The sequence below is a fragment of the Nocardia rhamnosiphila NBRC 108938 genome (assembly GCF_000720425.1).
In the GTDB taxonomy this organism is placed as follows: Bacteria; Actinomycetota; Actinomycetes; order Mycobacteriales; family Mycobacteriaceae; genus Nocardia; species Nocardia rhamnosiphila.
Genome location: NZ_JOAJ01000016.1, coordinates 1 through 26,178 on the forward strand (window position 1 = coordinate 1; position 26,178 = coordinate 26,178).

18 protein-coding genes, 1 tRNA gene and 1 pseudogene are annotated in these 26,178 nt (G+C 67.7%); 12 read left to right on the plus strand and 8 right to left on the minus strand.

All coding sequences use genetic code 11. The annotated features are described in order from the left end of the window. Positions 1–556: 556 nt before the first annotated feature. A pseudogene (locus IG75_RS0134270) lies at positions 557–880 on the plus strand (Tn3 family transposase); the annotation flags it as partial. A 216-nt stretch (positions 881–1,096) separates the two neighbouring features. On the opposite strand, the gene IG75_RS0134275 reads toward IG75_RS0134270, so the two are convergent. Next, positions 1,097–1,822 (minus strand): TetR/AcrR family transcriptional regulator, encoded by a 726-nt coding sequence (locus tag IG75_RS0134275; protein ID WP_030525513.1) that lies wholly within the window; start codon positions 1,820–1,822, stop codon positions 1,097–1,099. Between the two features lie 118 nt (positions 1,823–1,940). Here IG75_RS0134275 and IG75_RS0134280 point away from each other — a divergent pair, with 118 nt between their 5' ends. The 8 genes from IG75_RS0134280 to IG75_RS0134315 all read left to right on the plus strand — a co-directional run bounded on the left by IG75_RS0134280 (position 1,941) and on the right by IG75_RS0134315 (position 9,513). Further along, the gene (locus IG75_RS0134280) at positions 1,941–3,044 is read left to right on the plus strand and encodes an FAD-dependent monooxygenase (RefSeq protein WP_030525514.1); all 1,104 of its coding nucleotides are present in this window, start codon (positions 1,941–1,943) and stop codon (positions 3,042–3,044) included. 46 nt (positions 3,045–3,090) lie between these two features. Further along, the gene (locus IG75_RS0134285) at positions 3,091–3,525 is read left to right on the plus strand and encodes a DUF6640 family protein (protein WP_030525515.1); all 435 of its coding nucleotides are present in this window, start codon (positions 3,091–3,093) and stop codon (positions 3,523–3,525) included. Between the two features lie 301 nt (positions 3,526–3,826). Continuing rightward, positions 3,827–4,114, plus strand: coding sequence for a hypothetical protein (locus IG75_RS0134290; RefSeq protein ID WP_030525516.1), 288 nt, complete (start codon positions 3,827–3,829; stop codon positions 4,112–4,114). Between the two features lie 161 nt (positions 4,115–4,275). Next, on the plus strand, positions 4,276–4,758 hold the full coding sequence (locus IG75_RS0134295; RefSeq protein WP_030525517.1) for a GbsR/MarR family transcriptional regulator: 483 nt from the start codon (positions 4,276–4,278) through the stop codon (positions 4,756–4,758). A 144-nt stretch (positions 4,759–4,902) separates the two neighbouring features. Continuing rightward, positions 4,903–6,267, plus strand: coding sequence for a serine hydrolase domain-containing protein (locus IG75_RS0134300; protein ID WP_030525518.1), 1,365 nt, complete (start codon positions 4,903–4,905; stop codon positions 6,265–6,267). Positions 6,268–6,273: 6 nt separating this feature from the next. Then, positions 6,274–6,978, plus strand: a complete 705-nt coding sequence (locus IG75_RS0134305; RefSeq protein ID WP_030525519.1) for a DUF8020 domain-containing protein — start codon at positions 6,274–6,276, stop codon at positions 6,976–6,978. Positions 6,979–7,055: 77 nt separating this feature from the next. Then, positions 7,056–7,976 carry a hypothetical protein gene (locus tag IG75_RS0134310; protein ID WP_210436875.1) on the plus strand — a complete coding sequence of 307 codons (921 nt, stop codon included), beginning with the start codon at positions 7,056–7,058 and terminating at the stop codon, positions 7,974–7,976. A 100-nt stretch (positions 7,977–8,076) separates the two neighbouring features. Continuing rightward, on the plus strand, positions 8,077–9,513 hold the full coding sequence (locus tag IG75_RS0134315) for an MFS transporter (protein ID WP_051715515.1): 1,437 nt from the start codon (positions 8,077–8,079) through the stop codon (positions 9,511–9,513). A 957-nt stretch (positions 9,514–10,470) separates the two neighbouring features. On the opposite strand, the gene IG75_RS0134320 is transcribed toward IG75_RS0134315, so the two are convergent. Next, positions 10,471–10,552 (minus strand) — tRNA-Leu (locus IG75_RS0134320). Between the two features lie 388 nt (positions 10,553–10,940). On the opposite strand from IG75_RS0134320, the gene IG75_RS0134325 reads away from it, so the two are divergent. Further along, entirely contained in the window at positions 10,941–20,285 is a 9,345-nt protein-coding gene (locus IG75_RS0134325) for a type I polyketide synthase (RefSeq protein WP_030525522.1), read from the plus strand. Between the two features lie 11 nt (positions 20,286–20,296). Then, a complete protein-coding gene (gene acpS, locus IG75_RS0134330; protein ID WP_030525523.1) occupies positions 20,297–20,734 on the plus strand; it encodes a holo-ACP synthase AcpS in 438 nt (145 codons plus the stop codon). A gap of 277 nt (positions 20,735–21,011) precedes the next feature. On the opposite strand, the gene IG75_RS39980 is transcribed toward acpS, so the two are convergent. From IG75_RS39980 to IG75_RS0134340, 3 genes are all read right to left on the minus strand, one after another. Beyond that, positions 21,012–21,332 (minus strand): hypothetical protein, encoded by a 321-nt coding sequence (locus IG75_RS39980; RefSeq protein ID WP_210436876.1) that lies wholly within the window; start codon positions 21,330–21,332, stop codon positions 21,012–21,014. After that, positions 21,329–21,601 carry a Rossmann-fold NAD(P)-binding domain-containing protein gene (locus IG75_RS39985; RefSeq protein WP_210436877.1) on the minus strand — a complete coding sequence of 91 codons (273 nt, stop codon included), beginning with the start codon at positions 21,599–21,601 and terminating at the stop codon, positions 21,329–21,331. Before IG75_RS39985 ends, IG75_RS39980 begins: the two co-directional genes overlap by 4 nt. 81 nt (positions 21,602–21,682) lie before the next feature. Further along, complete coding sequence (locus tag IG75_RS0134340) at positions 21,683–22,249, minus strand: TetR/AcrR family transcriptional regulator (protein WP_030525524.1); 567 nt, start codon at positions 22,247–22,249, stop codon at positions 21,683–21,685. 97 nt (positions 22,250–22,346) lie between these two features. On the opposite strand from IG75_RS0134340, the gene IG75_RS0134345 reads away from it, so the two are divergent. Continuing rightward, complete coding sequence (locus tag IG75_RS0134345) at positions 22,347–23,255, plus strand: oxidoreductase (protein ID WP_030525525.1); 909 nt, start codon at positions 22,347–22,349, stop codon at positions 23,253–23,255. Between the two features lie 236 nt (positions 23,256–23,491). Here IG75_RS0134345 and IG75_RS0134350 read toward each other — a convergent pair whose 3' ends face one another. From IG75_RS0134350 to IG75_RS0134360, 3 genes are all read right to left on the minus strand, one after another. After that, positions 23,492–24,112 carry a TetR/AcrR family transcriptional regulator gene (locus IG75_RS0134350; protein WP_051715520.1) on the minus strand — a complete coding sequence of 207 codons (621 nt, stop codon included), beginning with the start codon at positions 24,110–24,112 and terminating at the stop codon, positions 23,492–23,494. Positions 24,113–24,334: 222 nt separating this feature from the next. After that, a complete protein-coding gene (locus tag IG75_RS0134355) occupies positions 24,335–25,066 on the minus strand; it encodes an ABC transporter permease (protein WP_051715529.1) in 732 nt (243 codons plus the stop codon). A gap of 70 nt (positions 25,067–25,136) precedes the next feature. Beyond that, positions 25,137–26,087 (minus strand): daunorubicin resistance protein DrrA family ABC transporter ATP-binding protein, encoded by a 951-nt coding sequence (locus tag IG75_RS0134360; protein ID WP_030525528.1) that lies wholly within the window; start codon positions 26,085–26,087, stop codon positions 25,137–25,139. Between the last annotated feature and the right edge of the window lie 91 nt (positions 26,088–26,178).

Sequence of the window (26,178 nt, forward strand, 5' to 3'; positions counted from 1 at the left end):
TCGACCGCGGCCAGATCGGTGATGCGCCGCGGGCCGGTCCGGTCCAGGGTGGCCAGGGTGGCGGCGGACGTCAAGCTCATGTCCCGAGGCAGGCGTCTCACGGCGCTGGTGGCCAGGCCATAGAGGACTGTTCCGATGGCGGTGGACGCGCCAGGAGCGGCATCGTGACGACTCACGCCGGAAGCATAACAGTTTTATATTCATAGTCTATGTAAATGCATTCCACGATCCCGGCGCCTGCAAGTGTCCGAATTGCACGGCGAGTGACCCGCTCGCAAAATGATGTATTCCTGGACGCTTTCGGCGCGATCATCGCTGGTGGGCGATGGATCCCAATAAGAAGTTGTCCATCGAAGACCTGTTTGTGAACGCTACATCCACGGCCTCGTCACCCATACGATCGGAGAGGTGGCGGCCCCGCGAGTGCGGCCAGCCCGCGATCTGCTCGCGAACCCCTTGAGCTCCGCGGCGGTGCCGGCGCATGGGGTGAGGACTCGGGCGTAGCCGAGTTCGAGTCTGCCGGTCGGGTGTGCTGGTGTGCTCGCCATTCCCGGAACACGCCCTCAAACGCGGCCTCCTCTACGCGCACGAGGGAACGATCCGTGCTCGCCACCTCGAGACCCAGACCGAACAAGCCTGGTGCCTCACTCTCGCCACCAACTCGGTGATCGCCTGGACGACCGAGTATTTCGGGATCGCGGTCGAGCAGCTGCGCCGGTCCGGGCACTGCATCGATGACGAGGTGCTGGCCCACATCTCCCGGGCGCACACCGAGAACATCAATTTCTTCGGCACCACCGAGGTCGACATCGACGCCGAACTGGCCGCGCTCGGGCCGACCGGTTACCGGCCGCTGCGGGTGCGTGACACCCTGTTCTGATGACCTGCGGTGAAGGTGCCATCCGGGCTGGTTGCCGTGGCGATCGGGGTGGCGTGGAATTCGGCCGGGATCGGCATCCGGGTCTGTCTGTCTATGGTCACCCGGGCCGGCCATCGAGGTTCGGGCCCACCGGCAGGCCAGATCATTGTCCACGGCGACCTGGTAGCCGCCGACCGCCCTGCAGAAGGGGATGGGCGGCACAGCGGGTCGTGACGGTCATTCGGTAGGTTGGCCGGAATCTTCCAGGCCGAGGGTGACGCTCAGCTCGCGGAGGCATTCTTCGTAGATGGGTTCGGGGTCGGAGTAGGCGAAGTCGAGTTGGTGCAGGACTTCCATGCACAGCAGGCCGTACAGCCGGATCCAACAGGACAGGAAGACATGCGCGGCCTCGGGTGGTAGCTGATCGCCGATGGCGGCCGAGTAGGCGATCAACTGCTCGCGTAAGGACAAAGGTAGGTCGGCGGTGTCGGGCACCGGGAACGGGCGCGTCCGCCACAGTTCGACCGTCAGGTCCAACAGCACTCGCTCGAACCGCTGCCCGGCTCGGTGGCGTTCGGAATCCGGTTTCCGGTTCGGCGGGGCGATGGGGGCCGCGAAGATCCAGCCGAATTCGGCCGGATGAGTGATCGCCCATACGCGCATGACGCGGCAGACCGCCAGAATGCGTTGGCCGACAGGGGCGTCGTCGCGGGCGTCGCGGGCGTGTTCCATCGCGGCGGCCAGCTCATCGAAGAAGTCTGCGGTCACTGCCCCGACTAGCGCCTCGTGGCTGGGGAAGTAGTGATAGAGGGCCGGCCCGCTCATCCCGATTCGCCGGGCTACCGCGTTGATGGTGACGGCGGCCGCTCCCTGCTCGACCAGAAGTGTGCGCGCTGCCTCGTGGATGTCGTTCAAGGTGGCCTTGCGTAACCGCTCGCGCCTTCCTTCGGTCCGTGTCGTCATCGTCGCCTTTCTGCTGAGCCCAACACCGATTGACATCTTAGATACACTCTGTTTAATTAGAGGCTCTAGAACTTCTAGAGCATATAGGAGATGGCATGGAGCGGTGGAGGGATCGGCGATGAAGGCACTCGTCGTGGGCGGCGGTATCGGTGGGCTGGCTGCGGCCGTGGCGTTCCATCGCAATGGCTGGGAGGTGGAGGTATTCGAGCGCGCGCCGGAATTCACCGAGATCGGCGCGGGACTGTCGATTCAGCCCAACGGGCTGCGTGCTCTCGACGCGCTCGGTGTCGGTGATCTTCTGCGTACCGGCACGCGGACCGGTCCTCCGCAGGGCATCCGCCGGGCGGACGGGGCTTGGCTGATCCGCAACGATATCGATGACCTCGAACGGCGCTTCGGCCCGTGGGTGATCGTCCACCGGGCCGTACTGGTGGATATCTTGCGTGCGGCGGTGCCGGAAGATGTTCTGCGGCCGAGCACGACCGTGCGGCGGGTACTGCCCGACGGCACGGTCCACCACGACGGTGGCACCAGCACCGCGGATCTCGTGATCGGCGCTGACGGTGTGCGCAGCGTGACGCGAAGCTCGGTCTGGCCACATGCCGCTGGGCCGCGGTACCTGGGTTACACCACCTGGCGCCTGCTCACCGCACCTCATCCTGTCGAAGGCAGTATCGAAATATGGGGCAAGGGCGACCGATTGGGGTATATACCGATGCCCGACGGGCGCGTCTACTGCTATCTGATGGGCAACGCACCGGCCGGGTCTCGCGTCGGCCTGGATCGACTTCGCGAACGGTTCGCGCGTTGGCACGACCCTGTTCCCGCCCTGCTCGGTGCCGCACGCGCGGACGCCGTCCTGCAGCACGACACTTATGAACTGCCCAACCTGCGCAGCTACGTCCACGGCAAGGTCGCGATCCTCGGTGACGCCGCCCATGCCATGGCCCCCAACCTCGGCCAGGGCGCCTGCCAGGCACTCGAGGACGCGGCCACACTCGCTGTGGCTGTGGATACCCTCGGCGTCGACGCCGGACTGGAGGAATACGACCGTCTCCGCAGGCCCCGTACCCAGATGATTGCTCAGCTCTCGCGCCGGGTCGGCGCTCCCGCGCACTGGACCTCCCCGCTGGTGACCGCGCTACGCGACGCCGCGCTCCCTCGACTGCCCAGCGCGCTGTTGGGCCGTTCGATCACGTCGGCCTACACCTGGACGCTTTGACCGCCAAGCGCACACAACCCTCCACACGAAAAGAAAGGCCGGCTCGATGCCTTTGCCCCGAATCGTGATCGCCACCGTCGCGGTGATCACGATGGTCAGTGCCGTACTCGCCGACCTGGTCATCCCCGACCTGGCCGCACAGCACGCCTTCAACCCAGGCTGGCCGCCACACGCGAAATTCCACGACGCCCAATACATGGTTATGACGGTGCTCCTCGGCATCATCGGCTTGACGCTCACCCTGCGGCCGGATCGAAACCCACGCGGCCGAACACTTTGCGCCGCAGCGGTTCTGGCCACCCCTTGGCTGGGGATGACTGCCGCGCTCGCATTCCCCGATACCGCCACCTACGACCCCGAGTTCGCCGATCGAACCCTGTTCATCCTCGGCCTGCACGGGCAGGTGTTCATGGCGATCGTCCTACTCGCGGCCCTGCTCGCTGCGATTGCGGCCTCCCTCCGACGCACCGCCGCCACCTGAGATCGCGTGCCGGGGGCGGGTGTTGCCGAGCTGGAGTTTGTCCTTGGCGGCGGCCAGGCTGATGCGGAGTCCCTTCGGCCTCCGCGGCGGGGTGTTCCGGTAGCCGAACCGAGCTACCCCACCACTTCATCGAAGACCCGGACATGGCACTCGGCGCGTTCCTCGGTTCCACCACTGCGGTGGGGGCGACCACTGCCCCGGCAGCGGACAGCCGGGACCTGCCGCAGGTGCCCGATACCGACGTCGACACCTTCCGGACCGACGCGGCCGCGCGCCTGCGACGGGGAGTTCGCGCGCGTGGATGCCCATCTACACCCGGTCTATCGAGACCACCTGCGGATGGATCGCCGAGCACACCGGCCGGTCCTGCGACAGCGCCCACACCGGAGGCGGTGATGGAGTGTGGTTCGGCGCCGGGGACGCCGTCGTGGCCGAGCGGATACTCGAAGCCCTGCACGGACGGCGCGCTCGCCTGCGCACGCTGTACGAGCAGCGACCCGACACCGGGATCGAGAACTGGCCTGCACGCCACGGCTGGCATTACGGCTGGTGCAGCGACCGGAATCCTGCTGACGCTGTGATGCCCTGAGCACGTCCCGGCGAGCTGAGGAATCGAGGCTCGGCTGTGAGCCGACACCGGGCAGGTATGACCCTCGATGTGATGTCGCTTGCTGACCGGAGCCGGCTGCTCCTCAACTCAAATGACAGGAATATCTGACATTTCAGCTATCTGTGTGTATTGTTGGTCGTATGACCTCAGACGATATGGAACGGGGCTTTGCCGACGCGGTAGGTCGGCACTTCGCGCGTCAGAACGGCCTGCCGCCGGTTACCGGCCGGGTAGTCGGGTGGTTGCTGGTCTGCGATCCGCCGCAGCAAACCATTGCCGAGGTCGGTCAGGGGCTACACGCCAGCCGTAGTGCCATTGCCGGTGCCGTCGCGCAACTCGAGGGCTGGTCGTGGATTCAGCGCACCCGGGCAGCCGGAGAGCGAGTCGACCGAGTAGAGCTCGATCCGGCGATCTGGGTGCGGCTCCTGGACAAAACCGAGGAGTACACCTCTCTGCACGCGCTCGCCCAGCGCGGACTCGAACTACTCGAAGACGCACCGGCTACCCGCCGGTCTCGCCTGAACGAGGCCGCGGCCTTCGCCGATTTCCTCGCCGAGCGGATGCCGGTCATTGCCGCTGAATGGCGCGCTCGCCGTACCGAACTCGGGGCGCCAGGCGAATAGGTCGACAACGCACTAACGGTTCGAACTCAGGCCACCCCTATCTTCATTGCTTCCCACGTGCCCGTACGGCGGGCGCGCGATCACTCCTGCCCGGCTCCGGGCCGCCCGTCGATCAGATCCATCACCGAATCGAGGATCAATCTCATGAACTTTCCCACCGAGTTCTGGCAACATCGGCTCGACGAACTGCGCGCCGAATATCATGTGCCCGGAGCAGCTCTGGGCGTGGTGGCCGACGGCACCCTGCACGAACTGGCCAGCGGGGTGCTGAACACGGCGACCAGCGTCGAGGTCACGCCCGATTCGGTATTTCTTTCCGGGTCGACGGCGAAAATCTACACGGCAATCCTGATCATGCGTCTGGTCGATGCCGGAAAACTGGATCTCGACGCACCGGTAATTGAGGTGCTACCCGAATTCGCCACCCCCGACCCGGAAGCGACTCGGCAGATCACCGTCCGTCACCTGCTCAGTCATACCGGTGGCGTCACCAACGATTTCAACTACGATTCGGGTCGCGGCGACGATTGTCTCGCCCGATACGTCGAGGCCGCCCGCAGCGTGCCGCTCGACTGCAAGCCCGGCACCTCCTATTCCTACGGAAGCCTGGGTTACGTCGTGCTCGGGCGCATCGTCGAAATACTGACCGGGACGACCTGGGACCAGGCTCTCGACGAGATGCTCTTTCAGCCGCTCGGACTCGAGCGCTCCATGACCCTGCCGGAACAAGCACTGCGCTTCCGAGTCGCCATGGGTCATACCACCGGTAGTAATCCCGAACCGGCGCCGGTGTGGGACATGATGCCCCGCTCCGCGGGCCCCTACGGCCGCGTCATCACCTCCGCGGGAGATGTCGCCAGGCTGGCGACCATGCTCCTGAACGGTGGTGCCGGGCCCGATGGTGTCCGCCTGCTGTCGGAGGAAGCGGTGGCCGCCATGCAACGGCCACAGGTCACGAGCCCGGATAAATGGACGATGTCCGCCGAAAGTTGGGGCCTGGGGCCCGCTCTCTACGATTGGGACGGCATCACCGGTTTCGGCCACGACGGAAGTGCCATCACCCAGCACTCCTACTTGCGGGTCGTCCCGAGCGCCGGTGTGGTGGTCGTACTGCTGTGTAACGGTGGCGAATTCGGCAAGCTGTATGCCGATCTGGTGGGCGAACTCCTGGTCGAGACCGCCGGTGTGCGGATACCGCCGCCGTTTGCGCCGCCCGCCAGCCCTCTCGCCGTGGATATGACAGCTCTGGTGGGTACCTACCGTCGCGGAGGCGTCGAGATCACGATCAGCGAAGAAGACGGACGCGCACGAATCCGCTACGAGTTCATCGAGGGGATGAAGCACTTCTCACCCCCGATCGAAACAGATCTGACCGCGGTTTCACCGTCGGTTTTCGCCGCTACGGGAGGCCCATCCGGCGAGGACTACACACCCGTCATCTTCGGAACATTGGCCGACGGCACCCCATGTGTCTATGTCAGCATGCGCGCCACTCCCAAGGTCGGCTGAGCGCCGATGCTCATCAAGAAGACAGCCGTGCTCGCTGCCGGAGTAGCGGCAGCGTTGGGCATCACCGCGGCCGCCGCCGACGCCACTCCGAATCCCGCCGACGGTCTCGGCATCAGCGCCGTAACGATCGGGCAATCGGCCGTCATCACCGTGGAGAGCGGCTCATTGGTTCAGCAAGGCAATGTGCTCGAGGTGAGATCGGAAGACGGTACGGTGCTCGCCGGAACCGACTTGTCCTTTCGCCTGGATGACTTCGTGCTTCCCATCACCGCGCAGATCCATGACCGTACCGTCACGCTCACCCCGCACTTGGACCCACGGCAGGCTGTTTATCGGCCGAGTGCCCTGCCGGTCGCCGATCCGGGTCCGTGGTCCAGTGCCTATGAACGCGAGCAGGCTGCATGGGGACGGCTGACCAGCTCCATCGGGATGGGGGCAATGCTCGGTGCCATGGCCGGGACGATCGGTGGCGCGGCTGTGGGCTGCTTGCTCGGGGGTCTGACCGGGGCGACGATCGCCGCGGCCGCCATCGTCGGAATGTTCGGACCGTTCCTGCCCGCCGCAGCGTTGGGCTGTCTGGGCGGGATCGCCGCCATAGGCCCCCTGGGTGCGGTGGCCGGCCAATTGTTTGTCACCGCCCCCATCACGGTAGCCGCGGCGATCCAGTACTTCATCACGATCAACGAGCCGTTCGGCTCACCCACGACGTGAACGCGCCGGCCATGAGACTCCGGACCGCTTGGAATATTTGGCGAAACTGGCACCGCCCGCTGGTGCTGAGTTCGATCATGCTGGCTGGGGTCGTGGTTGTGTCCGGGGTCGGCATGATCGTCGACGACCGCGTACTGCTCGGTGAATCGGTATGGACGAAGCCGCTGAAATTCGCTTTCGCATTCGGGCTCTACACGGTGACCCTCGCGTGGCTGCTGACGAAACTGGACAAGGCTGCGCGGGTGGGCTGGTGGATGGGGTCGGTGTTCGCGATCTTCGCGGCCATCGAGGTCGGACTGATCGCGATCATCGCCGGACGTGGCTCTTTCAGTCATTTCAATATCGGTGATCCGGATCCGCTGAACCGAGTGCTCGTCTCGCTCTTTCAGAACGGTGTGCCGGCGATCTTCTTCTCGAATCTGGCCATCGCGATCGTCGTGCTGATACAGCGCACCTGCGACCAGGCCCTGTCCAGGGCGATGCGCCTGGGAATCGTGCTGTCCACCATCGGCACCACGATTCCCCTGTGGTTGGGAATCGGTGTCGACGCCCCCGAACGCACCGCCCGCAACGCCGCGGGCGCGGAAGTCCGGTTGCTCGGCGGACACGGTATCGGAGACCCCGACGGCACCGGGATGCCGTTCACGAACTGGAGTACCACCGGAGGTGATCTCCGAGTACCCCATTTCATCGGCATGCACTGCATCCACGCGTTGCTGCTCACGGCCGCTCTCCTCGCTGCGCTCGCTGTTCGTCACCGGTGGATGGACACGAACACGCGTGCGCACCTGGTGACGATCTCGGCATTCGGCTATGCCGGACTGCTGGTCGCCACCGCCTGGCAAGCCCGGCGAGGACAGTCCCTGATCAACCCCGATGCCCTTACCTTCGCTGCCTTCGCTGTTCCGGCACTGATCACGACCGTCGCTACCGTGCTTGTGATCCGCACCGCGAAACGTCGATCCGGCACACCGGAGGAAGCCCGACTCCGGCCCTAGCGGCTGCCACCGGCTCCCAGCGCGCGACTTCTATCTCGAGGCGCCCGGCGCCTCGCGTTCCGCTTCGGATATTCGGTCCGCATTCGATGGAGATCTGTTGATGATTACCACTGTTCCGCTCAGGGGCAAGGCTCCGGCTACCGGGCCTGTGGTGGCGGTCCTCGCTATGGCGGGAATCGTCGTAGCCCTGATGCAAACGTTGATGATTCCGATCCTCCCGCACCTGCCCGAGTACCTCGGCGCACCGGCGTCCGATACGGCGTGGGCTATCACGGCGACACTACTGGCCGCCGCGGTCGCGACGCCGGTGATGGGCCGTCTGGGCTACATGTTCGGAAAGCGCCGCATGTTGCTGATCAGCTTGGTACTGCTCACTACAGGTTCTGTAGTAGGTGCTCTGAGTACGACCCTCGTGCCGCTCGTTGTAGGCCGGGCGCTCCAGGGCCTCGCATCCGGTGTAATCCCACTGGGTATCAGCGTCATGCGCGATGTGCTTCCCAAGGAAAAACTCGCGAGCGCGGTGGCCGTGATGAGCGCTTCCCTCGGAGTCGGATGCGCGTTCGGTCTACCGATTGCGGCGTTGATCGCGGATAAAGCCGACTGGCACATGCTGTTCTGGGCCTCTGCCGTGCTGGGGGCTGTCGCCGCCGCCGTGATCGCGTTTGTCCTTCCCGAGTCGCAGGTACGAAGCGGTGGGGGTTTCGACTTTGCGGGCGCCGGCATGCTCGCTATCGGCTTGGTTGCTCTGTTGCTGGGCATATCCAAAGCCGCCGGCTGGGGTTGGACAAGTGCTTCGACATCGGTCGCGTTCGGCATTGCTGTTCTCGCGCTGGCTGTTTGGGTCCGGCTGGAGTTGCGTAGCGCCGAGCCCTTGGTCGACCTGCGCGTGGCGGGGCGCAGGCAGGTTCTGCTCACCAATATCGCTTCGATCGTGCTCGGATTCGCCGTGCTCGCCGCGACAATGGTCTTTCCCCAGGTGATGCAGCTGCCGCAATCGATCGGTTACGGCCTGGGTGGCTCCATGCCGGCGGCCGGTTTGGTGATGGCGCCGCTCGGTGCGGTACTGCTGGTCGCGGCGCCGGTTTCTTCGCGGCTGACAAATGGGTACGGGCCCAAGGTCACGCTGATGGCGGGAGCTGTGGTGCTTGCGATCGGCTATCTCGTGGGTATCTTCATGTTGCACTCGATCTGGCAATTGATCGTCACCGGTGTGGTCATCGGCTTCGGAACCGGCTTGGCATATGGTGCGATGCCCGCACTCATCATGCGCGCGGTGCCTCCGTCGCAGACCGCCGCGGCCAATAGCTTCAATACTTTGATACGTGCCCTGGGGACTTCGGCAGCCAGTGCCGTGACCGGTCTCGTACTCGCCGAGATGACCATGACGGTCGGGGGCACGGCGGTTCCGACCGAGAACGCCTTTCGCGTCCTCATGATCATTGCCGCAGGTTCGGCGCTCGCCGCGTTCGTCGTCGCCTTCTTCCTGCCAGGATACGAAGAATCGGTGGTGATTGCAGACCAGGTCGCCGCGCTCTGAGTTCGCCGAGGTCATTCACGTCGATACACGCCGAGGGGCGGCGCCCTGTATCGCTGCGGCCTGACCAAGTGGTGTCCAGATTCGCGATCAGAACCAGGGCGCTGGCCCCCATCTCGCGGATCTTGTCCGCGCACGGTGGTAGCCCATTCGATCTGTTTGAGCGAACCCGTGAGCTTTGGCCACCCGGCGGCGTGGGCCGAGGTCGCGTTGGCGGTGTTGACGGCCTCGTGCTCGCTCATGCCCTCGATGGTGCACCCGTGCGCCGACACCGACCGAGGCCGGCGACATCGGTGGGGCCGGGGAGGAGGTAGCTACCTCTCACCTATGCCCGCGAAGCTCACTAGGAAACCTCAGATTTCGGGCGTGCTACGTCTCCTGATGCTCTGTGTGGGCGAGGATGGCACCTTCGTCACAGGAGTGGCCGGCCTGCGGCTCGGGTCGCGCTCTGGACGGAACATGGAACTGCGGATGGCGGACACTTCGGCTGCGGTCCTGCTGCGGTACGCGCCACATGCGAGCTGGAACGCAGCGGTCGACACCGTCCGCGCCGAGCTGGAGGCCGCCGGTCATCGCCCGCTGTGGGATGCCGGATGGACTGCGGAATCTCCAGACGTGTTCTCGGCAGCCAGTCAAGCGTGGTCATCACGTATCGGTTCAAGATTCTGCGGGCCTCGCCGACCGTTGATATGCCGTACAGGACATCGTCGTGGGGGATCGGGGCTGGTTCCGGCGCCTTCGGCAGTGGGCCGCGAATCAGCTGTTCCAGTGGCGCCTGCGGGGGAATCACCGCAGACCCCGATCGTGCCCTGTGCACTGCCCGGCAGGGTTGGGATGGTCGACCCTGGCAGATCTGCCAGGAGTTCTTGCAGGTGGGTGCGCATTTCCCAGGTCACCTTCGTGTGTTCGAGTGCGCTCGAACACACGGCACGTAAATGCGGCAAATCTGCCGTGAATCTGTGCGCGAGGGGGGACTTGAACCCCCACGTCCGTGGACACCAGAACCTAAATCTGGCGCGTCTGCCAATTTCGCCACTCGCGCTTGGTGGTACGACCGTCCAAACTCTACCGGTCCGTCGGCGGATCGCGAAGACGCGGGTCGGTGTTTTGTACTCGCCGGTAACCCCACCTGGGATTATAACGATTCGGTAACCGGCAATATGAGGAGTACTCACGTTTCGCGGGGGTAAGGACCGGCCCTCACCAGCGGGTTCAAATATGAGGGAGGTTCATGTTTCCGTCGATTCTGGTACATGGGTGCACGAATACTCGCCGGTAGCCGACGCACGGGCAGGCAAACGTGAGGATTCCCTCATGATTTTGTGCCATTCTCGCTGAGAGCAGGCCGATGGGCGTGGACCGCCCGCGCGCGGACTGGGAGCCGGGGAAGTCTCCGAAGACATGTCGCCACGAGAGAAAGTCGAAGCGTCTTGACGATCAACGAGAGCACTGCGTCCGGGGCCGGACACCGGGTGGACGCCGCCGCAGGCAGGACCGTGACCGAGACGAATCGCACGCCGTTGCTGGACCGGTTGCGTGAAGGAACCCCGTACGCGCTCGCCTTCGGTGGGCAGGGCGCCAGCTGGCTGGGCGAACTGGCCGAGATCGGCCGCGACGCCGCCCTGGAACCCGAACTCACCGCACTGGTCAACGAGGCGGCCGCGCTGCTGGGCCCCGTCGCGGACCAGTTGCTGGTGGTGCGCCCGGTGGGATTCGACCCCGTCGCCTGGATGCTGGAGGACGACCTCGCCGACGAGGAGACCGACACCTCGGACGCGCCGCCGGAGCGGGTGCTGCGTTCGGCCGCGGTATCGATGCCGGGTGTACTGCTGACCCAGCTCGCCGCGCTGCGGGCCCTGCGGCTGCAGGGACTGGACCCGGCCGAGATCGCGCCCGTCGCCGTGGTCGGCCACTCGCAGGGGCTGCTGGCGGCCGCCGCGGTGCGCGCCGCCGGGGAGCGGGACGCGGAGATCCTCGCCATCGCCCAGCTGGTCGGCGCGGCAGCCGGACTGGTCGCGCGACGGCGCGGCCTGATGCCGGTGGGTGAGCGGTCCTCGATGGTCGCGGTCTCCAATGTCGACCCCGACGAACTGCGGGCAGTACTCGCCGAGGTCTCCGCGGGTGTGGACCCGATGGTGGCCGCGGTGCTGTCGATCCGCAACGGCCGGCGCCGCGTGGTGCTGTCCGGGACCCCCGATCAGCTGCGCCGGGTGCAGCAGCACTGCGCGCAGCTGCACGCCGAACAGGACCGTGAGCGGTCGGCCAAACAGCGCGGCGGTGCGGTCTTCGCACCGGTCTTCGAGGACCTCGACGTCGATGTCGCGTTCCACCATCCGGCCCTCGCCGACACCGTCGAACTGGTCGCCGGGTGGGCCGGGCAGTGCGGGCTCGATACCGAACTCGCCGGCGAGCTGGCCCGCGACATCCTGGTCGAACCGGTCGACTGGGTCGGGACCGTGGACGAAGTGGTCGGCACCGGCGCCGAATGGATCCTGGACCTCGGCCCCGGCGACCTGCTCTCCCGTGTCAGCGGTGGTTCGCTCAAGGGCACCGGTGTCGGCATGATCGCCGCGGCCACCCGGGCCGGACAGCGGAACCTGCTGACCCCGGGCGCCACGCCGGAGGTCGCGCAGCCGTGGACCGCGTTCGCGCCGCGCCCGGTGCGACTGCCGAACGGGCGCATCGTGGTGGAGACCGCGTTCACCAAGCTCACCGGGCGTTCGCCCATCCTGCTGGCGGGTATGACCCCGACCACGGTGGACGCGAAGATCGTCGCGGCCGCGGCCAACGCCGGCCACTGGGCGGAACTGGCCGGCGGCGGCCAGGTGACCGAGCAGATCTTCGCCGACCGGGTGACGGAACTGCAGGAACTGCTGCACCCGGGCCGGCAGGTGCAGTTCAACTCGCTGTTCCTGGATCCGTACCTGTGGAAGTTGCAGCTGGGCGGAAAACGGCTGGTTCAGCGGTCCCGCGCGGCGGGCGCTCCGTTCGACGGTGTGATCGTGACCGCCGGTATCCCGGAGCTCGAGGAAGCCGTCGCGCTGATCGAGGAACTGACCGAGGCGGGAATCAGCCACGTCGCCTTCAAACCGGGCACGGTCGCGCAGATCCGCGCCGTGCTCCGGATCGCCGACGCCGTGCCGGACTACCCGGTGATCATGCACATCGAGGGCGGTAAGGCCGGTGGGCACCACTCCTGGGAGGACCTGGACGATCTCCTCCTCGAAACCTATGCCGAACTGCGTGGCCACGGAAACGTCGTGGTCTGCGTCGGCGGCGGCATCGGGACGCCGGAGCGGGCCACCGAATACCTGACCGGCGCCTGGTCGGCGCCGCACGGCTACCCGGCCATGCCGCTGGACGGTGTGCTGGTGGGCACCGCGGCGATGGCGACGCTGGAGGCCACCACCGCGCCCGAGGTGAAACAGCTGCTGGTCGATACCCCCGGCACCCCGGACTGGGTGGGCGCGGGCACCGCGAGCGGCGGGATGGCCTCGGGCCGCAGCCAGCTGGGTGCCGATATCCACGAGATCGACAATGCCGCTTCGCGCACCGGTCGTCTGCTCGACGAGGTGGCCGGGGACGCCGAGGCGGTGGCGCAGCGCCGCGCCGAGATCATCGAGGCGCTGAACGCGACCGCCAAGCCCTACTTCGGCGATATCGCGGCCATGACCTACCTCGCCTGGCTCGAACGCTACGTGGACCTGGCGATCGGACAGGAGCGCCGGCAGGACTTCGACTGCGGCACCGACCTCGGTGACGCGATCACCGCGGCGACCCGGTCGGTGTGGCTGGACATCAGCTGGCGCGACCGATTCGCCGAAATGCTGCGCCGCGCCGAGGCCCGGCTCGCCCCGGCCGACCGCGGCGAGATCGACTCGCTGTTCCGCGACGAGGATCTGGAAGACCCCGCCACCGCGCTCGCCACGCTGCGCGAGCACTATCCGGCGGCGGCGCAGAGCCTGCTGCATCCGGCGGATGTGCCGTTCTTCGTCACCCTGTGCAAGACGCCGGGTAAACCGGTCAACTTCGTTCCGGTGGTCGATCAGGACGTGCGGCGCTGGTGGCGCTCGGACTCGCTGTGGCAGGCCCACGATCCGCGCTACTCCGCCGATCAGGTCTGCGTCATCCCGGGCACCGTCGCCGTCGCCGGGATCACCCGGGTGGATGAGCCCGTGGGCGAACTGCTGGACCGGTTCGAGCAGGACACCGCCTACAAGCTGGTCCGCGACGGCCTGGCGCCGACCGCGGTCGACGCCCGCCGGGTCGCCGCGGTGACCAGCGGACCGATCGATGTGGTGCTGGCCGCGCCGGACGTGAACTGGTCGGGCCGGGCCACCGTGAACCCGGTGCACCGGCTCGGCGACCTGCACGAGTGGACCGTGGACGAGAAGGGCGCGGTGCACCCGCCGACCGGAGCCACCCTGGTCGAGGCCGAGGGTCCCGAGGCCGAGCACAACTACCTGGAACTGACCGTCCCGCTGTACGCCGGACATGTGGTGCGCATCCGCATCACGGTGCCGGTGACCGTGTACAACGGCGGCGCGCCGGTGGTGACCGAAGCCGATGCCGACGCGGCCATGTCCGCGCTGCTCGGGGTGGCCGCCGGACAGGCGCTGCCCGAGGTCAAGGGCAATGTCGCGCACCTGAATCTGGCCTGGTCGCCGGATCTGGTCGCCGATCACGCCGGCGTCACCGGCGCCGGGCTGCCGGCGGAGCTGAGCACGCTGGGCCGCACGGTGCCCGATGTGCTGGTGGGTGCCTGCTGGCCGGCGGTGTTCGGGGTGCTGGGCGCAGCGCGGACCGCGGCCGATACCAGCGTGATCGAGGGCATGCTGGATCTGGTCCATCTGGACCACCGGATCGAGCTGCTGCGCGAACTTCCCGGCGAGACCAGCATCCTCGTGGTGCGGGCCGAATCCGGGACGGTCGTCGACACCGACCTCGGCCGGGTCGTCGAGGTGGATGTCACCGTCGGTGAAATGCGCGATCAGGGCCTGGACGTGGTGCCGCTGGCCCGCCTGACCGAACGTTTCGCCATCCGCGGCCGCACCGGCGCGGGCGAACTGACCGATCCGCCGCGGGCCGCGGGCACCGTGAGCGCCGACGCCACCGAGACCCCGCGCCGCCGGCGCCGGGACGTCACCATGGTGGCGCCCCGGAGCATGGCCGCGTTCGCCTCGGTCTCCGGTGACCACAACCCCATCCACACCAGCGATGCCGCCGCGAAACTCGCCGGCCTGGGCAGCCCGATCGTGCACGGCATGTGGCTGTCGGCCGCGGCGCAGCACGCGGTGTCGGCGGTGGACCCGCAGGCCTCGGTGCCGGCTCGCACGCTGACCGCGTGGACCACCCGGTTCCTGGGCATGGTCCGGCCGGGCGCCGATATCGATGTGCGGGTGGAGCGGATCGCGGTCGACAGGGGCGACGAGATCATCGAGGTCTCCTGCCGCGCCGCCGGCGATCTGGTGATGACCGCGACCGGTCGCACCGTCGCGCCGAAGACCGTCTACGCGTTCCCGGGCCAGGGCATCCAGCGCAAGGGGATGGGCCTGGACGCGCGGTCGCGCTCCAAGGCCGCCAAGGCCATCTGGGACCGGGCCGACAAGCACACCCGGGAGGCATTGGGCTTCTCGATCCTGGCCGTGGTGCGGGACAACCCGACCTATCTGAAGGCGCGCGGGGTCGAGCACCGGCACCCGGACGGTGTCCTGCACCTGACCCAGTTCACCCAGGTCGCCATGGCCACCCTCGGTGTCGCCCAGGTCGCGGAACTCCGCGAGGCCGGTGCGTTCGTGGAGGGCGCGCTGCTGGCCGGGCATTCGGTCGGTGAGTACAACGCGCTGGCCGCCGTGGCCGGTGTGCTGCCGCTCGAGGCCGTCCTCGAGGTGGTGTTCCAGCGTGGTTCGGCCATGCACGAGCTGGTGCCGCGGGATGCGCAGGGGCGCAGCGACTACCGGATGGCCGCTATCCGGCCCTCGCAGATCGGACTGCCCGACGACGATGTCATCGGCTTCGTCGCCGGTGTCGGCGAGCAGGTCGGGGAATTCCTGGAAGTGGTGAACCTGAACCTGCGGGGCTCGCAGTACGCCATCGCGGGTACCGTCGCCGGTCTCGACGCCCTGGAAGCCGAGATCGAACGCCGCCGCGCGGAATTCGGCGGTAAGCGCGCCTTCATCCTGGTCCCCGGTATCGATGTGCCGTTCCATTCCACGGTGCTGCGCAAGGGTGTGCCGGAGTTCCGGGGCAAGCTCGAGCAGTTGCTGCCCGAGGAACTGCAGCCGGAGGTGCTGGTCGGGCGCTATATCCCGAACCTCGTGCCGAAGCCGTTCTCGCTGGAGCGGGAGTTCGTCGCCGAGATCGCCGACCTGGTGCCCTCGGAGCCGCTCGCCGCCGTCCTCGCCGATTTCGACTCCTGGTCGCAGCGCCCGAGCGAACTGTGCCGCGTGGTGCTGATCGAACTGCTGGCCTGGCAGTTCGCCAGCCCGGTGCGCTGGATCGAGACCCAGGACCTGCTGTTCGGTGAGCTGGGTGTGGAGCGCTTCGTGGAGGTCGGCCTGGGCGCCACCCCGACCGTGGCGAACCTGGCGAGCCAGACCCTGAAACTGCCCGATTTCGCCACCAGCACGGTGGAGGTGCTCAATATCGAGCGCGAGGCGGCGGTGGTGTACTCCACCGATACCGACCCGGCTCCGGTGGACGAGCCCGTGGAGGAGGCCACCGAGGCGCCCGTCGCCGCGGCCGCTCCGGCCGCCGCGCCCGCCCCCGCGGCTCCGGCCGCGACCGGCGGTCCGCGGCCCGACGACATCGCCTTCACCGCCGCCGACGCCACCCGCGTGCTGATCGCGCTGTGGACCAAGCTCCGGATCGACCAGATCGGCCCGGTCGATACGATCGAGGGCCTCTGCGACGGGGTGTCCTCGCGCCGTAACCAGTTGCTGGTCGACCTCGGGTCGGAACTGTCGCTGGGCGCGATCGACGGTGCCGCCGACGCCGATATGGGCGCGCTGTCCGCGACCGTGGAACGCCTCGCCCGCACCTACAAGCCGTTCGGCTCGGTGCTCGGCGACGCGATCAACGATCATCTGCGCAAGGTGTTCGGGCCGTCCGGTAAGCGGCCGGCCGCGATCGCCGAACGGGTGAAGAAGGTCTGGGAACTGGGGGAGGGCTGGGCCAGCCACATCACCGCCGAGGTCTCGCTCGGTACCCGCGAGGGCACCAGTGTGCGCGGCGGCGACCTGGGCGGCCTGGTTCCCGGGGCGCTCTCCGACGGCGCGTCCGTGGACGCCGCGATCGACGCCGCCGTCCAGGCGGTGGCGGCGCGGCGCGGTGTGGCCGTCTCGCTGCCCGCGGCCGGCGGCGCCGGCGGCGGCACCGTGGATGCGGCGGCTCTGGGTGAGTTCACCGAGCAGATCACCGGCAAGGACGGTGTGCTGGCCTCGGCGGCCCGTCTGGTGCTCGAGCAGCTCGGATTGAGTGAGCAGACCTCCGCGGCGGAAGCCACCGACGACGGACTCGTCGACCTGGTGTCGGCGGAACTGGGTTCGGACTGGCCGCGGCTGGTCGCCCCGGCGTTCGACGCCCGCAAGGCGGTGCTCATCGACGACCGGTGGGCCACCGCGCGTGAGGATCTGGCCCGGCTGTGGCTGGGTGCGGACGCCGTGACCGCGGAGCTGCCGGTCGCCGGGTTCACCGGCGCCGGTGAAGCGGTTGCCGCGCAGGCCGACTGGTGGCGGCAGCGGGCCGTAGGCGAAGCGCGTTCCGTGCTGGCCGGTCACTACGAGCGGATTGCCGAGGCGGCGCGGAACACCACCGAAGCCGGCGTGTGGTCCGACGAGGTCGCGGTGGTCACGGGGGCGAGCAAGGGCTCCATCGCCGCCGCGCTCGCCGGGCGCCTGCTCGGTGGCGGGGCGACCGTGGTGGTCACCACCTCGCGTCTGGACGACACCCGGCTCGGCTTCTACCGTGACCTGTACCGCGCCAATGCCCGGCACGGTGCGGCGCTGTGGGTGGTTCCGGCGAATATGGCCTCCTACACCGATATCGACGCCCTCATCGACTGGGTCGGTACCGAGCAGGTCGACAATGCCGGCGGCGCCAAGATCAAGACCAAGGACGCGCTCACCCCCACCCTGCTGCTGCCGTTCGCGGCGCCGCGGGTCTCCGGATACCTCTCCGACGCGGGTGCCCGCGCCGAAATGGAGATGCGGGTGCTGCTGTGGTCGGTGGAGCGGCTCATCGGCGGTCTGTCCACGCTCGGCGCCGACCACGATGTCGACGCGAAACTGCATGTGGTGCTGCCGGGTTCGCCCAACCGCGGCCTCTTCGGCGGTGACGGCGCCTACGGCGAGGCCAAGGCCGCGCTCGACGCCGTGGTCGCCCGGTGGCGGGCCGAGAAGACGTGGGCGGCCCGGGTCACCCTGGTGCACGCGCTGATCGGCTGGGTCCGGGGCACCGGGCTCATGGGCCACAACGATCCGATGGTGGACGCCGTCGAGCAGGCCGGGGTGCAGACCTGGTCGACCGACGAGATCGCCGACGAACTGCTGAAGTGGGCGACCGAGCAGGCCCGTGCGGCCGCCGCGGCCGATCCGCAGCAGATCGACCTGACCGGCGGGCTGGCCGGTGCCGATCTGGACCTGGCGGCGCTGGCCAAGCAGGCGCAGGAAGCCGCGGACGCCGAGGAGGCCGACGAAGTGCCGGCCTCGGACGCGCCGCGGATCTCCGCGCTGCCCGCGCCCCCGGCGCTGACCTCCGCACTGCCCGTCCCCGAATGGGGCGCGGTGACTGCCGATCTCGCCGATATGGTCGTTATCGTCGGCGCCGGTGAACTCGGACCGTACGGTTCGGCGCGGACCCGGTTCGAGATGGAGGTCTCCGACGAGCTGTCGGCCGGCGGTGTACTGGAACTGGCCTGGACCACCGGCATGGTGGCCTGGGAGAACGACCCGAAGCCGGGCTGGTACGACACCGAATCCGGTGACTACGTGCCGGAACACGAACTGGCCGAGCGGTATCACGACGCCGTGGTCGAGCGGTGCGGTATCCGCCGCTACGCCGACGACGGTGCCATGGTCGACAACAGCAGCCCGCTGATGACCTCGGTGTTCCTGGATCAGGACCTGTCGTTCACGGTCGGCGGCGAAGCCGAGGCGCGTGCCTTCTACGCGGCCGACCCGGAGCACACGGTCATCACCCCGGTCGCCGACTCCGGCGACTGGACCGTGACCCGCAAGGCCGGCACCGAGATCCGGGTGCCGCGCCGGGCGAACCTGTCGCGGACGGTGGGCGGCCAGATTCCGACCGGCTGGGATCCCACCGTCTGGGGTATCTCCGCGGATATGGCGTCCTCGATCGACCGGGTGGCGCTGTGGAACATCGCCTGCACCGTCGACGCGTTCGTCGGTTCCGGGTTCAGCCCGTCGGAGCTGATGAGCTGGGTCCACCCGAGCCTGGTGGCCAACACCCAGGGCACCGGTATGGGCGGTATGTCGTCGATGCGGTCGCTCTACGTCGACAACCTGCTCGGCGAGCCGCGGCCCAACGACATCCTGCAGGAGGCGCTGCCCAATGTGGCCCTGGCGCATGTCGTGCAGTCCTACGTCGGCAGCTACGGCGCCATGGTGCATCCGGTCGCGGCCTGCGCCACCGCCGCGGTGTCGGTGGAGGAAGGTGTCGACAAGATCAAGCTCGGTAAGGCCGAGGTGGTCGTGGCCGGTGGCTTCGACGATCTGGGTATCGAGGGCATCGTCGGCTTCGGCGATATGTCGGCCACCGCGGATTCGGCGGCCATGAGCGCGAAGGGCATCAGCGACCGCTACTTCTCCCGGGCCAACGACCGCCGTCGCGGTGGGTTCGTGGAATCGCAGGGTGGCGGCACCGTGCTGCTGGCCCGCGGTGACGTGGCGCTGGAACTGGGCCTGCCGGTCCTCGGTGTGGTCGCCTATGCCCAGTCCTACGCCGACGGCGTGCACACCTCGATCCCGGCGCCCGGCCTGGGCGCCCTCGGTGCGGGCCGGGGCGGCCGGGAATCCCGGTTCGCCGCCGAACTGCGCAAACTCGGTGTGGGCCCGGACGATATCGCGGTCGTGTCCAAGCACGACACCTCCACCGCGGCCAACGATCCGAACGAGTCCGAACTGCACGAGCGGCTGGCGGCGGCCATCGGCCGGTCCGACGGAGCGCCGTTGTTCGTGGTCTCGCAGAAGAGCCTCACCGGGCACGCCAAGGGTGGCGCGGCCGCGTTCCAGCTGATCGGCCTGTGCCAGGTGCTGGAAAACGGTGTGGTGCCGCCGAACCGGAGCCTGGACTGCGTCGACGACAAGATGTCGGAATACCCGCATCTGGTCTGGGTGCGCGAGGCGCTGCGCTTCGGTGACCGGTTCCCGCTCAAGGCGGGTCTGGTGACCTCGCTCGGCTTCGGGCATGTGTCCGGTCTGCTGGCGGTCGTCCACCCGGAGGCGTTCATCCAGGCGATCGAACCGGCCCGGCGGGCGGAGTACCAGCGGCGGGCGCAAGAACGCCTGCTGGCGGGCCGGCAGCGGATCGTCGAGGCGATGTGCGGTGGGGCGGCGCTCTACGAGCGTCCGGCCGACCGGCGTCTCGGTGGCGACGGCACCCCGGCGGCGAAGATCCGCGGTCTCGAGGCCGAGGTACTGCTGTCCGAGGACGCGCGGCTCGGTACCGGCGGGGTCTACCAGGTCGATGGAGCCGGTTGCGAGACCGGACGGTTCGTCGGTGGCGGTTCCGATGCCGGCGTCGCCGGTACTGCGTAGGCTGCGCCACTGTGACCATCCTCGGAATCGGCTTGGACCTGGTGACCATCTCCGAGTTCGCCGAACAGTTGGACCGTGCCGGAACGACCATGCTCAGAGAGAGTTTCACCGCCGGTGAGCGGCGCTACTGCCAGAGCAAGGCCACCGATCCGGCCCGGAGTTACGCGGCGCGGTGGGCGGCGAAGGAGGCGGTGCTCAAGGCCTGGGCATCGTCGCGCTTCGCCCGCCGGCCGCAGATCGGGGACAACCCGTACCCGTTGATCGAGGTCGTCAATGACGCCTGGGGCCGGCCGAGCATCAAACTGCACGGCCTGGCCGCGGAATTCCTGCCGCGGGTGCGGGTGCACCTGTCGCTCACCCACGACGGTGACACGGCGGCCGCGATGGTGGTGCTGGAGGACCCGGGCGAACTGGCCGACCTGATCGAAGGTCGGTCGCCGGAGAACTGATATGGATACGCAACGACCCGGAGTGCGCAACTCCGGGTCGTTCGCTGTGTCGACGGATGGATTACGTCCGTCGGATCCGGCATGAGGGGTCCAGCCGACCGGAAGCGGCCCGACCGCCCGCCGCCGATCGGGCCGCCGAGTGGGTGATGGCAACGGTCGCTCCCCGCCGGGGGCTTCGCCTGCCCACTCCAACGGTTTTCGGATCAGGGTGTGGCTTGTGCGGTGATCTCGCCGGGCCTGAGGACGTGACTGTCCGCTCCGGCGGCGGCCACGGCGATCATGGCGCGACCGATTTCGCGGTTGTTGTTGATCGCATTCGGTGCCGCCGCCTGAGCAGCGGGGTCAATGGCCTCGTGATCGCGTACGCGGCGCGATACAGCCGGGTCCCCGAGACCGCGCCGTCGGTCGGCTGGACGAATCCGGGCCGGAACATGTACGCCCGGAGGGGAAGCGCGAGTAGATCGTTTTCGGTCTTGCCCTTCACCCGCGCCCACATGGAGCGGCCCTTCTCGGTGCTGTCGGTGCCCTGCCCCCAGACGTAGATGAACGTCAGGTTCGGATTCGCGGCCGCGAGCGTGCGCGCGACCTTCAAGGTCAAGTCGTAGGTGATCCGGCGGTAGTCGTCTCTTTCATACCGACGGCCGAGACGCCGAGGCAGAAGAAGCAGGCGTCGAACTCCGGCAGTTCGTCGCCGATCGCCGAGAGATCGGCCGGATCGGGCTGGACCAGTTCGCGCCGCTCGGGGTTCGAGATACCCAGCGGGTTGCGTCCCACCGCGAGGACCTGCGTTACCCGCTCGTCCAGCAGACACTCATCGAGAACGCCCTGCCCGATCATGCCGATACCGCCGAAGAGGATCACCTTCATATCGGACATCCTGCTTCGCCGGCGAAGGGATCGATCGGATCTGTCCCGCGTACTGCTGCGAGATCCGCGCCGCGGGTCGGGTCAGGCATGGGCGGGTGAAATCAGGGTGCGGACCGCGTCCAGGACGAGGCTGCGGCGTTGGGGTTCTGGTACCAGTCGCACGACGTCTTCAGCAGGTTGGTTCCACATGTTCGCAATTGTCAGCACCAGGGCCAGCAGGTGCGCGGCAGGGTGCGCGGTGGTCACTGTCCCGCGTTGCTGAGCCTGTTCGATCGCCTCGACCTTCGCGCGCATGGACTCGGCGACCGACGCGCGCTGGGCGGACTCGCCGCGCAGCAACTGGTACCACATCAGGAACCGCATCATCTCGGGATGGGCCAGTCCGGCGTCGTACAGCTGCCCCGCATACTCCGGCAACCGGTCCGCGTCCAGCGGCACGGTCGCCACCGTCATCTCCACGATCATGTCGAAGACGGCGTCGAACAGTTCGTCTTTGCCCTTGTAGAACGAATACACCAGCCCCGCACTGATTCCCGCGCGCCTGGCCAGCCGATCGATGCGCGCCCCGGCCAGGCCGAACTCGGCGAACTCCGCCAGCGCGGCATCGAACAGCAGCCGCCGTTTCGCTTCGGGATTCCTGGTCCGCATCCCTCCACCGTAGTTATTGAACGTTCATTTGACAAAGGGATCGGGAAGGCGTCAGGCTGTTAATGAACATTCATTCAACAAGAGAGGTGGGATCTGCATGGTGCATTGGACCCCTGACGACATCCCCGACCAGACCGGCCGCACCGCCCTGATCACCGGCGGTAGCGGTGGTATCGGCCTGGAGACGGCCCGTGTCCTGGCCACCCACGGTGCGAGGGTCATCCTGGCCGGTCGCAACCAGGCCGGGCTCGACGAGGCGGTCGACGCCGTGCGCACCGCAGCACCGCAGGCCGAGACGGACACCCTGGTCCTGGATCTGTCCGAACTCGCCTCGGTGCGCAGCGCGGCCCGGCGGATCGCGGAAACCGAGACCATCGACCTGCTGTTCAACAACGCCGGTGTGATGAACCTGCCCACCCGCCGGACCACCCGCGATGGGTTCGAGATGACCGTGGGTACCAACCACCTCGGCCACTTCGCTTTCGACGCCCAGGTCTGGCCCGCCGTACGCCGTTCGGCCGCGGCTCGCGTCGTCACCGTCAGCGCGATCGCCGCGCGCTGGCCCATCGGCAAGCTCGATGACCTGATGAGCGAGAAGAGCTACCGTGGCATGGCCGCGTACGCGAAGTCCAAGCGCGCCAACATCGTCTACACCCTCGAACTCGCCCGTCGCAGCGCCGGTACTCCCGTCGAGGCGTTGGTCATCCACCCCGGTTCGGCGATGACCGGCCTCCAGCGACACGGCGCAGGCCCGCTGACGCGCCTGTTGACCCCGCTCGCCGCGCGCTTGTTCATGGGCTCCGCCACCGGCGCCGCCTGGCCTTCGCTCTACGCCGCCACCAGCCCTGACGTGACCAGTGGTGAGTTCATCGGTCCGGCCGGACGCGACCAGACCTCCGGCACCCCCGGACTCGCGAAATTCCCGAAAGGTGCGGACGATACCGGGCTGGGCGCGCGACTGTGGGCCGACAGCGAAAGACTCACCGAAGTCGTCTTCGAGCCCTGACCTCGCTCAGGGGAGTTACTCGACGAGCACGAGCACGAGCACCGAAACCGCCGGGTCGGTCCCCTCGTGCCGATCCGGTGTTCTGGCCGAAGAAGTTGCCAGGGCACCTTCCGGCGGCGAAAAGCGCGGGCGCACATAGTATTTCGTCCGTCGCTGCCGCGATTATGGCCGGGCCGTACTCTGCCACGGGAAATGGGCCGGCCGCTGTGTTCCGGTGAAGCAGTCGCCGCGGTGGGTCAGCGCTGGCTGGCGGTGCGGGATTCCTTCTCCGCGACCAGGAGATAGGCGACCATGAGCCGTTTGAGCTCGGCGACCGCGTCGGCGTGGCTCTGCTCGTCCTGCACCGAGAAGTTCATCATCGAATAGACCACGTGCACCAGCACCTCGGCCATCATGGTCCGCCGGGCCCGCGGCGTGCGCGGGGTGAGCGGGCGCAGCATCTGCGAGACGACCTCGGCGAATTCCTTCTCGTGGATGGCGCCGGTGGCCCGGGTGGACGGCGTGGACTGCATGGCCAGCCACACTTCGCGCCGCGACGGGTCGGTCATCCACAGGTTGGCGAGATGGTCGACGAACTGGTTCATATGCCGCAGCCAGTCCAGGGACGGGATCTCGCCGTGGAAATCGGCCAGCTCCTGCGATACCGCCACCAGGTCCTGCCGGTTCAGCTCGCAGACGATCACATATTTGTTGGCGAAGAACTGGTAGAGGGTGCCGATGGGAACTTCGGCCCGGGCCGCGACTTCTTCGCAGGTGAACGATTCGAAACCCACTTCCACCAGCAGTTCGCGCGATGCCTGCAGTAGTGCGTCGAATTTCCGCTTGCTGCGTTCCTGGGTCGGACGCCGGCGTGGCATCAGCTCTTGCGGGTCGTCCTGGAGCTCCAGCGCAGGGTCCGGACGCCGTTTGGCCCTGGCCTCCGTCCGTACGTTCACCTGTCCCAGGCTAGCGGTAGCGGGAACACCATGGTGCAGAGTATGGAACTGTGACGGCGAGTCTGTCATGTCTCACACTCGCCACACCGCCGATCCGGGCCGCGCAACACTTGCCGCGGCCGCCCGGATCGGCGGGAAGAACGATCAGCTCCGGGTGCGCTTGCGGTACAGCACCAGGGCCGCGACATAGGACACTGCCGCGATCGCGCCCCACCAGGCGAGCGCGAGTACCGCGCTGTTGCCGATCGGGGTGCCGACGAGGAGCCCGCGCAGGGTTTCGATGACCGGTGTGACGGGCTGGTGTTCGGCGAACCCGCGCAGCCAGCTCGGCATGGTCTCCGGCGGCACGAACGCACTGCTGATGTAGGGGATGAACATCGCGAAGATGGTGAATCCGTTGGCGGCCTCCGGGCTACTGGCGATCAACCCGAAGCAGGCCGATATCCAGGACAGCGCCAGTACCACGAGGGCGAGTACCCCGGCGGCGGCGAGCCAGCGCAGCGGGTCGGCGGTGGGCCGGAAACCGATGGCCAGTGCGACACCGACCACGACCGTGGTGGCGGCCATATTGCGCAGCAGGCTCTCGGTGATGTGCCCGGTGAGGAACGCCGAGCGGCTGATGGCCATGGTGGAGAACCGGTCCACGATCCCTTCGGTGATGTCGACCGAAACGCTGACCGCGGTGGTGGACGCGCCGAAACTGGCGCACAGCAGGATGATTCCGGGAACCACGTAGTCGACGAAGGTGCTGTCGCCGACGTTCATGGCGCCGCCGAATACGTAGACGAACATCAGCAGGATCATGATCGGCAGCGCCAGCGTGCTGATCAGGGAGTCCGGACTGCGCAGCGTATGGCGCATATTGCGGGCGGTCATGGTGGCCGCGTCCTGCGCGGAGTGGGCGAGAGTGGTCACGAGCGTGGCTTTCTGTGCGGTGACGGGAAGGTCAGGAGGCGGCCGGGAGCGGTGCGGCGGGCCGGCTGGTGAGTGCGAAGAACACATCGTCGAGGTCGGGCGTGTGCACGCCGAGTTCATCGACGGTGAGGTCGAGTTCGGTGAACCGGTCGAGCAGATGTTTGAGGTGGGCGACCGAGCCGTCCGAGGGGATCTGCAGGGTGAGTTCGGCGGGGTCGATTTCGGGATGGCCGGTGGCCCGGGCGGCGGCCGTCAGGTCCGCGAGGCCGGCGAAGCGGAAGAGGATATGTCCGCCGGGGGTGAGCCGTTTGAGTTCGGCCGCGGTGCCGTCCGCGACGATGCGGCCGTCGTGCAGGACCGCGATCCGGTCGGCGAGCCGGTCGGCCTCCTCGAGGTACTGGGTGGTGAGGAAAACGGTGACGCCGTCGTCCACCAGTTCCCGGATCACCGTCCACAGCTCGCGGCGGCTGCGGGGGTCGAGGCCGGTGGTGGGTTCGTCCAGGAAGACCACCTCCGGGCGTCCCATGAGGCTCATGGCCAGGTCGAGGCGGCGGCCCATACCGCCGGAGTAGGTGTTCGCGGGACGGTTTGCGGCGTCGGTGAGGTCGAAGCGTTCGAGTAGTTCGGCGGTGCGCTGCCGGGTGGTGGATCTGCCCAGGTGCAGCAGGTGCCCGACCATGTGCAGGTTCTCGGCACCGGTGAGCACCTTGTCGAGCGCGGCGTACTGGCCGGTGACTCCGATGGCCGCGCGGACGCGGTCGGGTTCGCGGATCACATCGTGGCCGGCCACTCGGATCGTTCCGGTGTCCGGGGCGGACAGGGTGGCGAGGATGCGCACCATCGTGGTCTTCCCGGCACCGTTGGGGCCGAGCAGGGAGAACACCGACCCGGGAGCGATATCGAGGTCGATACCGGCGAGGACGTGTCGGTCGCCGAAGGATTTGGTGAGACCGGCGAGGGAGATGGCGGGCGGGGCGGTCATGGGCGGACTCCGTTCCAAAACTGTATGCCAGCTAAACTGTATATGGCATAAATTCTGTTTAAAGAGTACACAGTTCAGGGCGGGGCGCAAG